Below are 15,170 nucleotides of genomic sequence, written 5' to 3' on the forward strand. Positions count from 1 at the left end.
GTCGTGGAGCCGTACCGCATCAAGGTCGTCGAGCCCATCCCCATCACCACCCGCGACTACCGGGAACGCGTGTACGCCGCCGGTGGCTACAACCAGTTCAACCTCACCGCCGACGACGTGACGATCGACCTGCTCAGCGACTCGGGGACGGGCGCGCTGTCCGCGGAGCAGCAGGCGGCCGGCATGCGCGGCGACGAGACGTACGCGGGTGCCCGGTCGTGGTTCCGCTTCCGCGAGGTGTGCGCGGACCTGACCGGGTACGAGCACATCTTCCCGGTGCACCAGGGCCGTGCCGCGGAACGGATCCTGTTCTCCGCGCTGCTCAAACCCGGGCAGATCTCGGTCAGCAACACGCACTTCGACACCACCCGCGCCAACGTGGAGATCGTCGGCGCGGTGGCGCGCGACCTCCCGTCCCCGGAGGCCGCCGACCTCGACAGCGACGCGCCCTTCAAGGGGAACATCGACCTCGTCGCCCTGGAGGAGGTGCTGGCGGGGCCGGAGGACGTCGGCCTGGTGCTCATGACGATCACGAACAACGGCGGCGGCGGCCAGCCGGTGTCGTTGGAGAACCTCGCCGCGACGAGCGCGTTGTGCCGCAAGCACGGCGTTCCGTTCATCCTCGACGCGGCGCGGTTCGCCGAGAACGCCTGGCTCGTGACGCAACGCGAGGACCGGTACCGCTTCCACAGTCCACGCGAGGTGGCCAAGCTCGCGTTCCGGCTGGCCGACGGCTGCGTGCTGAGCCTGAAGAAGGACGGCATCGTCCACATCGGAGGGTTGCTCGCGCTCAACGACGTGGAATTGGCCAAGCGGTGCGAACTGCTGCTGATCGCCACCGAGGGCTTCCGCACCTACGGCGGGCTTTCCGGCCGTGACCTCGACATGTGCGCCCAGGGCCTGCTCGAGGTGACCGACCCGATGTACCTGCGGGAGCGAGCGGAAGCCACGGCCTACCTCGCCGACTGCGCGCGAGAGGCCGGAGTGGACAGTGTGCGGCCCGCGGGCCTGCACGCCGTGTACCTCAACGCGGCCAGGCTGCTGCCGCACATCCCGTCGAGCCGCTTCACCGGCCACGCGCTCGCGTCGGAGCTGTACCTGGCGGGCGGAATCCGTTGCGCCGAACTGGGTTCGCTCTACCTCGGCGAGATCGACGAGGCCGGCGTGCTGCACAAGCCGGCGCCGTTCGAGCTGGTGCGCCTGGCGATTCCGCGCCGCGTGTACACCCGCAGCCACCTGGATTACGTGGCGGAGACGCTCGCGGGGATCGCGAAGAACCCGGAGCAGGTGCCCGGCTACCGACTGGTCGAGGCACCGGTGATGCTGCGGCCGTTCCGGTGCAGGCTGGAGCAGGTGCGCGAGAACTGACCGGGGTCAGCGAGGCCGGCTCGTCCGGCCTCGCCCGCGGGTCGGCTCGTTCGGCCGGGCGGCGGAACCGGCCGGATCTAGTGCTGGCGGGCAAAGCCTGCGCCGGCCGCTCGATTCGGGCGCACCAGCGCCGCCGCGCGATCCAGGCCGCGTCGGCCGGGTCGACAGCCAGGCTCACCGGCACACCGCCGACGTTCGCCAAGGCGTCCCACCGAGGCCGGCTCACCCGGCTTCGCCCTGCCCGGCTACGGAACCGGCCGGAACCGAGTGCTGGCGGTCAAAGCCCGCGCCGGCCGCGTGGTCCGGGCCTCGTTGGCCGGACCGGCGATCGGCTCGCCCGAAGCAGAGCCGACAGGCCCCGGCATTGGACGTGGCAGCCCACCGAGCCCGGCTCGTGGCGGCCTCGCCCGCGGGTCGGCCGGCTGCGGCACCGGCCGGACCGAGCACCGGTCCTAGCCGGCCATCGCGTCGAGCCGGTTCATCGCGTGCTCGATCACGCGCGCCAGCACCGCCTTGCACGACTCGCGGTCGCGGGCGTCGCACAGCACGAGCGGCACCGTGTCCGCGACGTCGAGCGCCTGGCGCATCTCGTCCGCGGTGTAGGAGTGGCTGCCCTCGAAGCAGTTCACGGCCACGACGAACGGGATGCCCCTGCGCTCGAAGAAGTCGATGGCGCCGAAGCCCGCGTCGAGCCTGCGGGTGTCGACCAGCACGACCGCGCCGATCGAGCCGACGGACAGCTCGTCCCACATGAACCAGAAGCGGTCCTGGCCCGGCGTGCCGAACAGGTACAGCACGAGCTCCGGGTTGATCGTGATGCGCCCGAAGTCCAGTGCGACCGTGGTCGTGTTCTTGCCCTCGACGCCGGCGAGGTCGTCGATCTCCTCGCCCGCCTCGGTGAGGAGCTCCTCGGTCCGCAGCGGGGTGATCTCGCTGACCGCGCCGACCATCGTGGTCTTGCCGACGCCGAACCCGCCGGCGACGACGATCTTGACCGACGAGGGGACGAGCAGTTCTTCGCCGCGCCCCTCAGATTGCACGGACACCATCGAGCACCTTCTGGAGTAGGTTCAGGTCCATGGGGACCGCGGTCCGCGACGGGTCGCGCGTGATGACGTCACCGCGCTGGATGAGGTCGCTCAGCAGCACCTTCACGACGACCAGCGGCGCGTTCAGGTAGGCGGCGACCTCCGCGACGGAAAGCGGTTTCCGGCAGAGCTTGATGATCTCGAGGTGCTCCACGAGGAGCGAACCCTGGTCCGAGGTCGTGCGGAGAGCCCGGACCTGGGTCGTGAGAGTCAGTTCGTCGCCCGCCGGCTTCGGTCTGGTGCGGCCGCTGGTCATCGCGTAGGGGCGGACCAGGGGGCCCGCCGCCTCGTCGTACCACCAGTCGGCCGAGTGCTGGCTCATGACAGGCCGAGCGCGTTGGGGAGCCTCGGTGAGGCCAGTGTCCTCGGTGCCGAGGACAGGTAGCTGCCCACCCGCTTGACCAGCATGTTCATCTCGTAGGCGATCATTCCCATGTCCGCGTCCTCGTCCCCGACCACGGCCAGGCAGGCGCCCTGGCCGGCGGCGGTGACGAACAGGTGGGCGCGCTCCATCTCCACGATGGTCTGCCGGACCTGCCCGCCTCCGAAGTGCCGTCCGGTGCCCCTCGCGAGGCTCTGGAACGCCGACGCCATCGCAGAGAGGTGGTCGGAGTCGTCCTTGGACAGTTCAGGAGATCGGGCGAGCAGCAGGCCGTCCGCGGACAGGACCACGGCGTGGCGTGCGCCGATCACTCTGGAGACGAGGTCGTCCAGCAGCCAGTTGAGCTCGGGGTGCCCGCCGGTCTTGTCGTCCACTGAAGTATCCCTTTCGGTGTTCAGTCGTCCCACGTTCAGTTTCACGGTTCCACGACGTCGTCCGTCTGGCGGGCGTTGCGCGTGCCCCGCTGGAAGGCCGACATGCTGTCGCGAGTTCGTTCCGCCCGGTCCTCGTTGTTCAGCTCGTCGAGGTCGGGCATCGGCCGGATTTCGTCGTTGGCCAGCTGCGGTACGAGGTGCTGCTGCCGCCTCCGGCGCGGCAGCTCCGGCCTGGTGTCCTGACGCGTCTCAACGCCTTCCGCCTGGTCGTCTTCCGGCCACGCCCCGGCCTGGCGGCCGTCGTCCTGCGGCAGTTCGAGGCGACCGCTGATCTCCGGTTCCCGCGGCTGGACCGGACCGCGGCCTTTTCCCGCACCCGCCTCTGCCCAGAACTCGTCCAGGGCGAACGTCTCGGTCGGCCGGGAGGACGCGTCCTCGTGCACCAGGTCGCCCTGCAGCGTCGGGTGCGAGGCCTGCTGCAGCGTCTGCTGGCGGAACGTCGGCTTCGGCATCTGCGTGGCCTCGACCGGGTCCGCGGCACCCGCCTCGCCGACGATCAGGTCGGACGGGATGAGCACGAGGGCGATCGTGCCGCCGGACGGGCAGTCGCGCAGCTCGACGTGGACGCCGCGGCGGGCGGCCAGCCGGGCGACGACGAACAGGCCGAGGCGGGACTCGCCGCGCAGCCTCATCGCCTCGAAGTCGGGCGGTGCGGCCAGCATCTCGTTGTGCTGCTCGCGGTCCTCCGCCTTGATGCCGAGACCGTGGTCCTCGATCTCGATGACGAGGCCCTGCGGCACCTCGCTGCTGTGCACCTCGACCTGCGAACGCGGCGAGGAGAACGACGTCGCGTTGTCGACGAGCTCGGCGATCAGGTGGATCGCGTCCGCGACGGCGGCGCCGACCAGTGCCACCTCGGGCACCGGGTTCACCTTGACGCGGGCGTACTGCTCGGTCTCCGCGACGGCCGCGCGCACCACGTCGAGCATGCGGACGGGCTTGCGCCACTGCCTGCCGGGCTGCTCACCGGTGAGGATGATCAGGTTCTCGGCGTTGCGGCGGGCGCGGGTGGCGAGGTGGTCCAGCTGGAAGAACGCGTCGAGGTGGTCGGGGTTCTCCTCCTCGCGCTCCAGCTTGTCCAGGATCTTGAGCTGGCGGTGCACCAGACCCTGGTTGCGGCGCGCGATGTCGAGGAAGACCCGGTTGACGCCCTCACGCGTCTGGCTCTCCTTCACCGCCGCGGCGACCGCGGTGTACTGCGCGGCGTTGAACGCGTCGGCCACCTGGCCGATCTCGTCGTTGCCGTAGTCGAGCGCGGGGACCTCGGCCGCCACGTCGACGTGCTTGCCGTCGCGCAGCCGCTCGACGATGTTCGGCAGCCGCTCGTGGGCGAGCTTGAGCGAGTCGCTCTTCAGGTTCGTGAGCCGGACGATCAACGCCTTGTTGACCAGGCGGCTGGAGATGCGCACGGCCAGGAAGATTCCGATGATCACCGCGACGAGGGCGATCAGCGAGCCGATCAGCACCTGGGTGAACTTGCTCTCGCCGTTGGACATGGCGATGTTGACGGCGCCGGTCGTCTGCTCCTGCACCAGCGTGGTCAGCTCGGTCGACACCGCGCGGCTCGCGGACTCCCAGTCGGCGAGGGTGACGGAGTTGCCGATCGGCCGTTCCGCGTTCTGCAGCAGGCGGTTCTCGAGGTTCACCAGCTGCTGCCACTGGGCGCTGCTGACGATCTCCTTGTAGTGGTCCCGCACGTTCGGCAGCGAGTCGGGCTCGGTCGAGGTCAGGTACGAGCGGTACCCGCCGACCAGTGTGACGAACTCGCGGTGCTCCTCCGGCGTGAACCTGCCCGCGGCGATCGCGGCGGCGGCGATCGAGCTGGACCGCGACATCGCGTCGTTGGCGAGGAAGTACTGGAAGCCGGTGAGGGCGCCCTGCACCGTCTCGGCGTCCGGCACGATGCGGGCCTGGGTGCTGAACAGCGAGGCACCGGCGTCGAGCACGCTGTTGTAGTACCGGTAGATCTCCTGCTTGAGCGCTGTGCCCGACTCGACCCTCTCGCGCTGCTCCGGCAGCTGGTCGAGCACCGCGTTGAGCTTGTTGATCTTGTCGACCACCTCCTGCGGCGCCTGGGACGCGAGCTCGGCGAACGCCGTCTTCATCGACGCGACGTCCGAGTCCGTCTCCTGCTGCTGCTTCACCAGCGCGGTGGTCCCCGAGCCCGGCTTGCTCAGGCTCGTCATCGTCAGCTCGCGTTCCTTCTGCAGCGACGCGAGCGACTGCACGGCGGGAATCGAGGCGTCACGCGCGCCGGCGGCGACCAGCTGGAGGTACAGCCCCTCGAACACCGTGTACGACGAGAACAGCGCCCACATCACCAAGAGGACGATGCTGGGAACCACCACGACACCAGTGAGCCGAGAACGAATTGTCTTGTAATTCGTGTCCGGCACGTTCTTCAGCTTCACAACGCTCCACGACCACCCGAATTGGCGACGGAAAGATAGCACCGCTTGAAGTGCATGATCAACAGCGATGATCTTGAGGGGGTGTGAGCAGAGTACTCAGTCAGATGCGGTGTGCAACACCCCTGTTCCCGAGTTGAGTCCTGCCGACTCGGGACAGGAAGGCGCTTTCCCAGGTAGAGGTGCGTGAGCGGTGTTTATCGAAGTGAACACCAGAAACGTCTCAACTATTGCACCGAGACCCGCAGGAGGGTACGCGAAGTAGCCCCGAGCAGGACGGAGGGCGACCGGACGTTGCTTTCCGTCACCGGCGGGTTTGGAAAGGCGCCGGAGTCCCGAACTGCTCGGAGTGAACGCGCTGAAGCAGGACCATTCCCAGATGGTGATCATCACCACGGTCGCGGAACCGGTCGCGACGATCTCGGGGCCCACCTCCAGAACGTTCTATCACGACAGCCCGCCTGTCTCGCGCAGGACTCCTCCAGGAACAACGACGACAGCCGGCCCTGGTTACGGGTCGGCTGTCGCGAGCATCGGACAGACCACACGCTGCGGTGAGTCCAATTTCGTCAGTGCGCGAGGATCGTCCGCACCGCACCCGGTCCCCCATCGCGCTCTGCCCCACGCGAGCCCGGCCCACCGCGAGCACGAGCACACTGCCTCAGCTACCGCTCATCCGAGAACAGCGACGCCAATACTTCGATTTGCAATACATTTCTTCAGTCGGTTTCGGACACCCAACTGCCGAGCCCGTCCTGTGGTGTCCTCTGCGGATTCAGCCGAAAGGCATCTCACGTGGGCAGGCGCAGATCCTCCGGATCACATCCCGAGGACACGTCGAGCCTGATGATGGACAGCTGGTACTGGACGCTGCCTTCCGCTGCGCCTCCCCGGTGCAACCGCACCTGGCCGCTGTGCTTGTCGAGCAGCCGGTGCGCGACCCCCCACAAGTGCACTCGAACGACCTTGCCCTTGTTGGCGATCCGGCCGTGATCGCTGAAGATTGACATCGCGAGCTGCGGACAGGGTGCGCCACCGACCGGTTTGGGCAGCGCGGCGGTGAGGAAGTCGACGGCGGGAACGGCGTCGGGCCTCTTGCCGACCTCGACCGCGGTCAGCAGTTTCTCCGGCTGCATGGTGAGCAGCACCTGCTCGATGCCCTCGGCCAGATGTTTGCCGGCGGTGGCTCCGCAGCGCAGTTCCCGGAACTCCCGGAGCAGCTTCTCCCGCGCGTGCGGGGGGCCCGCCGGCGGAACAGGTTGTTCGTCGTCCGGATCATCGGACGTGTCCGGCCGTCTCGTCGGCCTGGACATGGCCGGTGATCGATCAGCATCGTTGTACGCGTCCGGTGCCATCGCGGTGACGGACTCCGGGACGGCGCTGGCGTACACCTTGACGTACAGGTCGTGAATCCACCCCGGGGTGAACACGTCGTGGGTCACCGCGGTGGCCAGCTCGGTCGCCGCGGACGAATCCATCCCCGCTCGTCCCCAGTGGAAGGCTTCCGGCCGATGAGGAGCCATGGCCCCGAGTCCGTCTTCGGCGTAGGTGTAGGAGAACGGCTTGTGCAGCATCCAGCCGATGATCTCGCCCCAGTCGAGCGTGATGTTGTAAAGGGCGCCCAGCCGTTCGACCTCACCAGGCCACCGCTTCACCGCCGCCATGGTCTGCACACGACGAGCTTCCAGCAGAGCCAGCGCGTCCTCCAGCGCGGTCGCCTTCGCCGCCAGCTGGAAGACGTAGAACTGCGTCACCACGGCCCCAGCCGTCACCGCTCCCACCACCACGAACAGCCAGGACGGCAGGCCGACCACCAGGTCGGCCGTCCAGCCGGCGATCGCGGCGACCATGAGAGCCATGCACACGGTCATGCGCAGGACGAGCCTGTCACGGATCCGTTCCAGCGGTTTCAGCTTCTCCACGCGCCGCTTGTTCTGCGACTCGTACTCGTTCTTGAGACCGACCAGCGCCAGCAAGGCCTTCTCGATCTCCTCGTCGACGTGGTGGACCAGCCGCCCGATCAACGAGTTCTTCCCGTGATTGCGTTCCATCCACGCGTCGAAGTCCTGTTTGCACTGCTGGAGGACGAGCAGTTGCTCGGCCCTCACCTCGCGGTGGAGCCCTTTCCGCTCCGCCACCGCCATTTCCGCCCTGCGCAGCTGCTTGAGGAGGTTGCCCGCCGCGAAGCTGTCCGTGGGTCGGATGCCGGCGACGATGATGTCGCAGCTCTCCAGGATCCTGGCTGCGGCGTCACCGACGACAAAGGTCTCCTCTGGCGGCGCGGCGACCCAGCTCGGGTGTGAGACGCTCGGCCGCAGCTTCTCGAGCTCCTCGAGCTCACTCGGGAAGTTCCCGCCGTCGACGAGGCTGAAGCCGAGCTGCCGCAACGGTGGCCACAGATTCGGCTCGGCCGGGACGGTGCGGGGCATCATGGGGTTCTCGCGCAGGCTGTCCGGTGCCTGGGCGGCCAGGTCGGCGGCCTCGTCCGGCGACAACCGCCCCCGCTCCCCGTCCTCCGACGCGTCGAGCAACCACTGTTCCTCTTCCGGCTCCAGGCGCGTCAACGGTGTCCTGCCGAGTTGCAGAACGCCGTTGCCGATCGCTTTGCGCCAGAAACTCCACAGCATCCTGAACGTCTTGCGCACCCGCCGCCGCGGTTTGACCAGCGGCGGTTTCTCCGGCGGGTGGTAGCACAACGCGTGGCCATCGACCCTCACGAACGCTTCCGCCGCCTCCTCGATCAGCTTCTTGTCGTCGACCACGTAGGCGCGCCGGTGCGGCCGGTACTGACCGAGCGCCGAAACGCCGTCGTGCAGCAGTGCGGGCAGGATCTGCTCGGGCAACGGTCTGCAGTCGGCGACGCGAGCGAACGGCCGCACCACGACGACACCGCCGCGGGCACCGGATCCGAACTCCTGCGAGTCGTCGAAGGGACCGTCCTCGGTGGACGACCACAACGCACCGATGGTCGCGCAGGCCAGGGCCGTGTGACCCGCGAACACCTCGGAGTCGTCGAGGCCCTGGTCGATCATGTTCTCCGCCGGGCGGTCCTCCGGTGACACCACGACGTTGACAGCGCAGTCCGGGTCGATCAGGCGTTTCGCGGCGACCTCGCCGTCAGGCGGCACCACCACGTTGATCCGAAGCAGCGTGGTGGTCTCGGAGACGCGTTCGCGCAGCCTCAGCGTGAACGCGGCAAGCAGGTCGTTCAACTCCGTGTCGGTCTCGTCGTCGAGGACCTGCCGCACCGACACCACCCGGATCAACCGGTAGGCGGTTGATCCGAGCGCCTCGCGCAGCTCGCAGCTGACCGCGGCTCTGCCGATCGCTGTCACCTCGGTGCTCATCACACCTGGAGGGTTCTTCGCGAGGTCCTCGCGCTCGATCCACACCGACTGCCGCAGCAGCCCGTTGGCCGACCAAGCCTGGATCGCCTCGCGCACACCAGGCGACCCGGACACGGCCAGCAGCGTGATCGTGTCCGGCATCAGCCCGTCCCCTCGACGATCTCACGGATCACCCGTAGCGCGTCGAAAATGTCCTCGCGCAGGTCCCACGCGCGTTCGACGTCGGCGGGCACCATGGCCGGCAGCCTGCGCTCGGCTTCGGACTCGAGAGTCACCAGGGCCTCCTTCAGCGCGGCCAGGGCGCCCTCCGTGCCCATCACGATCTGGTCCCTGTTGCCGTCGAGCTTGAGAAGCTCCTGATACGAGCGCAACGCGATCGGATCGCGGTCCAGGTGCTCGATCAGCACGAGCGGCATCGACTCCAGCAAGGCCGCGAGCGTGTCGAAAGCGTCGGAGACGTCCGGCGTGGTGGTGAAGACCTTGAAGGTCAACGGGGTGGTGAGCCTGGTCCGCATGTGCAGCTGCTCCCCTGCCTCGTCGATCCGGATCTCGGTCTTCACCGCGTGCGCCAGCAGCCAGCCGCGCACCAGCGCCCTGCGTTCGGCGAAGGGCAGCGGTACGGCACGCGGCAGAGGACGGGCCCTGCGCCACCTTGCGAAGCCTTCCCGCTTGCTCGGTTCACCGCGCCTCGTCTGCCAGTCGCCCTGGATCGGCTCGGTCAGCGAGCTGAACGCGATGGGGTGGCACGGCGCGCTCAGGAACGAGGTGAGCTCGACGTCACTCGGTCCCTTGGTGCTGAACTGCGCGACGACCCGGTCCTCGTCGAGCCTGAGGTGACGCATGAGCAGGTTCTTCGTCTGGTCGTAGGCCTGTGATCCCGGTTTGAGCGGAATCGGGCTGATCAACGGGCGGTACGCGGCGGCACCGGGGTCCAGGTACCTGGACGTGTACCCGTTGTCCAGGCGCACCAGGGGTGCGGACGCCGCGATCGCCTGCTCCAGACCGTTGACGAACCGGCGCAGGCGCTCCTGCTGCACGATGTCCGGCTGGTCGTCACCGAGTGCGTCGGACAGCGTGTGCCGCAGGTACTCGCTGAAACCCCGCACCTCCCACACCCAGGCGTCACAACGACCGAGCAGGTCAGTGGCGGAGGCGCGAACGCGGAACGCGGCGGACTGCTCAACCTTCTGGCGTCCCGACCACAGCCGCACCGCGACCGGTTGCCAGCTCGACGTCTGCTCCAGCAACTTGATCGTGCTGGTGTCGTCGGCCCCCCTGTCCGTCAGCAGGACCGCGCGCACCGCCGCCGTGATCGCATCACCGGAGAGCTGTTCTCCCGACGCTTCGCAGAGCAAGTCGGTGAAGACGCGGGGGTAGTCCTCCACGGGGTCGACGAGGAAGCGCGTACGGCTCGGCCGCAGAGCCAAGGGCACCGGGTACGCAGGTCCCTGTGGCCACTGGCTGGTCAGGGCGGGCGTGCCGTCGGAGCCCGGAGTCGAGTCCTCCCGCAGTTGGTGCACCGCGGTGGCGAGCTCGCCCGACAGCCGCTCCAGCAGGTTCTCGGCGAAGTCGGCGAGCAACTCGGCGCACAACCTGCGCACCTCCGCGTCGAACCCGCGGCCCATCGCCGCCTCGATGCCCCGGTTGACGCCGCCGACGACCCGCTCGTTCTCCGGCCCGAACAGCTTGCGTCCGCCGAACCACCCCCTCGCCGGCGCGGAGCCGAGCGCCTTGACGATCTCGCTGACGAACTCGGCGGCACGTTGGTCGTCCTGGATGGACAGGTCGTGGGTGCTGGGAACCTCCGTCCCGACGATGTCGTCGATGAGTGAACGCACCAGAAGATGTGTCACCACGATGCCGTCCGCCACGATCGACTCGCGGATCTCCTTCAGCAGCAGGCCCTGGACCTCGTTCGCCCACGCCTCCGCGAGCCGCCAGAGGATCGGCCGCTGTCTGCTGAGGAAGCCCTCCACGCGGTTGTCGACAGCCGTGCTGATGACGCTCGCCCATTCGCCGATCTCACGTGGAACGACGCCAACGGTCTTCAAAACCTCGCTGCGCTCGGCCGCGAGTGCTTCCGACCGTCGCGGGTTCAGCTTGTCGAACAACGACTTCTGCGTCGCGTTGGTGAGACCTCTGGCAGAACGGCCGAACTCCTTCTCGCGCTGGCGCACCGCTTCGTCGAGGTCGGCCTGCTTCCCGGTAGGACCGAAGAGCAGGCGCTCAGCGCTGGCTCGTGCGAGGCATTGCGCGCTGTAGAGGCGGAACAGGTCTCTGCCGAGCGTCACGCTCGCATAGCCGAGCGCCGAGAACGGCATGTCGAGCGACGACTTGACGAGCCCGAGCGGGTCAGCGCGGTCGGCGCCTTGCTGCCAGTTGCTCTGGACGTATGACGAGAACTGCTGCTGGATCGCGGGGCTCGTCGCCCATGCGGCCATCGACCGGGCCACTACCCCGAAGACGTCGTTCTGGTCGTGGAAGGTCAGCTGGCCGTTGCTCATGCCGACCAGGAACGAGTGTGCGGGACCGCTGCGCCGCATGTCCTGGAAGACCGCTCCGGCGGCGACGTGCACGGGGTCCGGGCCCGGATCGGCGAGCCAGTGACCGGCGAGCATCTCCGACACCGTTGCCAGCGCGTTGGCCTGCACGCCTTTGCGCAGGTCGTCGCGCAGCTCGCGGAAGACGTCCGGTGCGTACAGAACGGCCACCGAGTTGTCGGTCCAGGTCCGGTCGAGCCCGCGCAACAGGTCGCACACGTCCAGGAAGATGCCGGATCCGGTGCCGCCCGCGAGGGACGAGAACACCACGACGATCGGGGTGGGCGCGGTACCACCGGGGCGCTCGCCGAGCAGGGCGGCGGCCACGTCGTCGAGGCTCGCCAGTGCGTCCGCCTGTTCCACGCGCTGAACGGCGAGCGCGAGGCTGGTGTTGATCTGCTGCATGCGGTGGATCGCGACGGCGCGTCCGATCGCGCGGTACTGGCCGGCGCCCTCCTCGATCGCCACGTGGACGCGGTCGGGGTCCGGCCGCCAGCCGGAGAACGCGGCCCTGACCGCGGAGGGTCTGTCGTTCACCGCGGTCACCAGTCTGCGATAGCTGACGTTGCGCGAGGCGAGGGGAACGTAGTCGCTGTTCGGGCTGTGCGGCAGGCCGTCGGCGTACTCCTCCGTCACCCGCGTGTCGATGTGGACGAACTGCCAGCCGGAGGGCATCCGGGTGATGCCCGCGCGCCGTAGTCGTTGGCTGAGCTCACGGTGCAGGAAGCGGAGGGTGTCGCCGCCAGATCCACCGACACCGACGAACAGGAAGGGTTGCAACACTGGATAGCTCCTCTTGGGGTGTCAGTCCGGTCTGTGGTCCTGGTCTTGTCCGCGGCGCGGAGGCCGCAGCCGGGTCGCCGCCCTGCCCGCGAGGTCGCGCAGGCGGGCCACGCGTTCGGGATCGAGCCAGCCGGCGTCCAGCACGATCACCACGTCTGCGGTGAAGCGCTGGTAGGCCCGCTCCTCATCGGCCACCACCACGACCTGGTCGGTCAGGTTGAGCGGAAGGCCGTCGACCATCCGGCCGGGACTGGTGGAGTCCGGTGTGGCCAGCACACGGCCGTGAGTGGTGACCGCTCTGGCCAGCGGCGGTCTGAACGGGTTGAGCGGAGTTCTGGTGCGGAACTCCACCGACTGCGCGGTCAGCCTGCGACGCGGTGGCCTGCTCGGCGGGTAGTACTCACCTCGCTCCCACCAGCGGTCGTCCCACTGGACGCCCTCGGGGGTCACCTCGACGTCCAGGCACAGAACGGTGAGCAGGCGTGGATGAGCGAACCTCGCCACCCAGAACCAGTTCGCGAACAGCATCAGGCCGAGTGGAACCAGGGTGAGCAGGAGGAGCACCAGCATCGCGACGATCTGGTCCAGCGCATTCGCCTCCGACACGAACTCGAACGGGACGCCCACGGGCACCGGTTTGCCGTCGACCTCGAGCACCACCGGCAGCACGCCTCGGACGAGGCACCGGCAACCTCGGCTGACACCCAGCTCGAACGGCACCTCCACGCGCTTGCCGGCGTCGACCCGCACACAACGGTCAGAGGCGTCGGCCTTCGCATCGGCCATCAGCTTGACCTGGGCCGGGCGCACCGTCGTCCGGGCGTCGTCGATCCACGCGCAGCCGGGCGTGGTGCCGGCGGCGACGGTGATCACACCGCGGATCGGTTCGCGTCCCTGTCGCTTCGGCAGGGACAGCGACTTCGGCGTCACCGAGAGCGGCGTTCTCACCGGTACCTTGCGCACCAACGGCGAGGGATTGATCTCGATGCCGGATGGGGTCCGTACACGCAGCTCGACCTTGACCGTGACCTCCGACGCACGCCACGCCGGCGCGTCGAACGCCACCTCGGCAACAGACGACCGCGCGGTGTCGGGTTGCACCGTACGGCTCACCGTGTCCTCACCATCCGAAATGGACACGACGATCTCGGGATGCAGCGGAGCAAGGTTCTCCGGCGCGAACGCCCTGCCACCCGCCAGCACCTCCGTGCGCACCCGCCACGGTTCTCCCTGCAGGAAAACGGGTTCCTCAGCCAGCCGCTGTTCGAGATTGCTGGTCAGGAAGACCCGGCCGGACCTCAGCGAACTGCCCTCGACCCGCCACTCCCCCTTCCATCGCGCCGCGTCGCCAGGAGCCAGGTCGCCGTTGAGCACCACCAGGTTCTTGCTGATCCACTCCCAGCGCACCGACACTCCCGCGATCTCGGCCGCGTTTCCTTGGTAGAGCAACGAAAGTCCATCCTGCCCTCTGGGTGGCACCAGCCGTAGGGGCTGGCCGGAACCGTCGGTGTGGATCAACACGTAGGCGTTGCGCATCGGCGGTTCGAGCACGAACCGGCAGTCACTCCCACAATCGCTCACCGGTCCGTAGACGATCCGCGCGAACGCGTCGATCAAGCCTGGCCCGTCGGACGCGGACAGGTAGTACCCGAGATCGCGAGACGCGTTGACACCACATCCGTCACTCAGACCGGTGATGGAGCGCAACAGGTTCTCATCGGGAGGGCCTTCCCCTTTGAGCCCGACGGTGAGCATGGTGGCACCAGTCGTCCGCAACCGCGTGACCACGCCGTCCGCACCGCACAACTCGCTCATGTCCTCCGCGGACGGTGAGACGGCGCGGGGCATGAACACCCCGTCGGTGAACCAGAGCAGCAGCTGGCACGGCGGATCCTCGTCGCGCGCCCTGCTGTCTTCCACCTGCTGGAGCAGGGTCTCGTTGGCACTGCTGAGCGCCTTGACGTAGTCGGTTCCGTCGATTCCGTCGCGTTGTGCGAACCCGGCGACATCGGCCTCGATCGCGGTCTCCTCCGTGGCCAGGTCGCGCCAGATGCCCGGTTTCACGTCGAAGCTGAACCCGTCCAGGCGCATCCGCACGGACACGGGTCTGGAGTCGGGGACGGCGAGGCTCGCCTTCAACCGGCTCACCGCCACCATCGCGGCCGTCACCCGGTTGTCGTCGCGGTCGTTCTCCCGCAGGCTGGTCGACTCGTCCATCAACATCAGAACCGCGAGTTTTCCGCGCTCCCGCACGCATCCGGCGATCTCCGAGATCGCATCCTGGTCCCGTGCGACCGCCTGTGCCGGCAACACCACGGGGACGCCGACGGCGATCATCACGACCAGGAACAGCAGCACGCGCCTCACGACGCCCACCAGAGTGCAAGCCAGTAGGCGTGCCAGACACCGACCAATAAGCAGAGAACCGTCACGACGCCGAAGAGCGGCTTCTCCACCGAGTTCGTCACGTAGTCGGGACGAGCACGCCGTCTCCGGTCGACGAGCCGATAGGCGATGAAACTCCCCTCCGAAATCCAGGTCGCGCCAAACCAGCCAACGCCGTCGTACAACCAGGCTTGCGAAGAATTCCACGCGACAAAGCCCAGAAAAGTTGCCAAAAATAGGACAACGACGGACAACAGCAGCGGCCAGCGCGGCGGCGAGGTGCCCGTCCCGTACGAATCAGCGACAACAGCGCTGGTCACGAAGCACCCCCGGTGCAGCAGCGGATAACGACTGCACGTTGCTTCGGCAATGGGCACACAGCCGTTACAGGCGGTCCACGGGATGCGCCGAATGCGTGAATTGGCCGACCCTCGC

9 protein-coding genes are annotated in these 15,170 nt (G+C 68.2%); 1 reads left to right on the top strand and 8 read right to left on the bottom strand.

Annotated elements, in window-relative coordinates; genetic code table 11:
• Nucleotides 1–3 precede the first annotated feature (3 nt).
• Nucleotides 4–1,368, top strand: coding sequence for a tryptophanase (locus ACFWV3_RS17235; RefSeq protein ID WP_382412249.1), 1,365 nt, complete (start codon nt 4–6; stop codon nt 1,366–1,368).
• A gap of 452 nt (nt 1,369–1,820) precedes the next feature.
• Here the strand turns inward: ACFWV3_RS17235 and ACFWV3_RS17240 are convergent, their stop codons facing one another.
• The 8 genes from ACFWV3_RS17240 to ACFWV3_RS17275 form a co-directional block, all read right to left on the bottom strand.
• The gene (locus tag ACFWV3_RS17240) at nt 1,821–2,417 is read right to left on the bottom strand and encodes an ATP/GTP-binding protein (RefSeq protein ID WP_382412250.1); all 597 of its coding nucleotides are present in this window, start codon (nt 2,415–2,417) and stop codon (nt 1,821–1,823) included.
• The gene (locus ACFWV3_RS17245) at nt 2,398–2,778 is read right to left on the bottom strand and encodes a DUF742 domain-containing protein (protein WP_325518312.1); all 381 of its coding nucleotides are present in this window, start codon (nt 2,776–2,778) and stop codon (nt 2,398–2,400) included. Before ACFWV3_RS17245 ends, ACFWV3_RS17240 begins: the two co-directional genes overlap by 20 nt.
• Nucleotides 2,775–3,212 carry a roadblock/LC7 domain-containing protein gene (locus ACFWV3_RS17250; RefSeq protein ID WP_330857098.1) on the bottom strand — a complete coding sequence of 146 codons (438 nt, stop codon included), beginning with the start codon at nt 3,210–3,212 and terminating at the stop codon, nt 2,775–2,777. Before ACFWV3_RS17250 ends, ACFWV3_RS17245 begins: the two co-directional genes overlap by 4 nt.
• Nucleotides 3,213–3,253: 41 nt before the next feature.
• Nucleotides 3,254–5,617 carry a nitrate- and nitrite sensing domain-containing protein gene (locus ACFWV3_RS17255; protein WP_382412252.1) on the bottom strand — a complete coding sequence of 788 codons (2,364 nt, stop codon included), beginning with the start codon at nt 5,615–5,617 and terminating at the stop codon, nt 3,254–3,256.
• Nucleotides 5,618–6,471: 854 nt separating this feature from the next.
• On the bottom strand, nt 6,472–9,168 hold the full coding sequence (locus ACFWV3_RS17260) for a hypothetical protein (protein WP_382412253.1): 2,697 nt from the start codon (nt 9,166–9,168) through the stop codon (nt 6,472–6,474).
• Nucleotides 9,168–12,350 carry a tubulin-like doman-containing protein gene (locus ACFWV3_RS17265; RefSeq protein ID WP_382412254.1) on the bottom strand — a complete coding sequence of 1,061 codons (3,183 nt, stop codon included), beginning with the start codon at nt 12,348–12,350 and terminating at the stop codon, nt 9,168–9,170. Before ACFWV3_RS17265 ends, ACFWV3_RS17260 begins: the two co-directional genes overlap by 1 nt.
• 21 nt (nt 12,351–12,371) lie before the next feature.
• Nucleotides 12,372–14,717 carry a hypothetical protein gene (locus tag ACFWV3_RS17270; RefSeq protein WP_382412255.1) on the bottom strand — a complete coding sequence of 782 codons (2,346 nt, stop codon included), beginning with the start codon at nt 14,715–14,717 and terminating at the stop codon, nt 12,372–12,374.
• Nucleotides 14,714–15,055: a hypothetical protein gene (locus tag ACFWV3_RS17275; RefSeq protein WP_382412256.1), complete on the bottom strand. Its 342-nt coding sequence runs from the start codon at nt 15,053–15,055 to the stop codon at nt 14,714–14,716. The genes ACFWV3_RS17270 and ACFWV3_RS17275 overlap by 4 nt, the downstream gene beginning before the upstream one ends.
• Nucleotides 15,056–15,170: the final 115 nt, after the last annotated feature.

It is taken from the genome of Lentzea sp. NPDC059081, assembly GCF_042738015.1.
Taxonomy (GTDB): Bacteria; Actinomycetota; Actinomycetes; order Mycobacteriales; family Pseudonocardiaceae; genus Lentzea.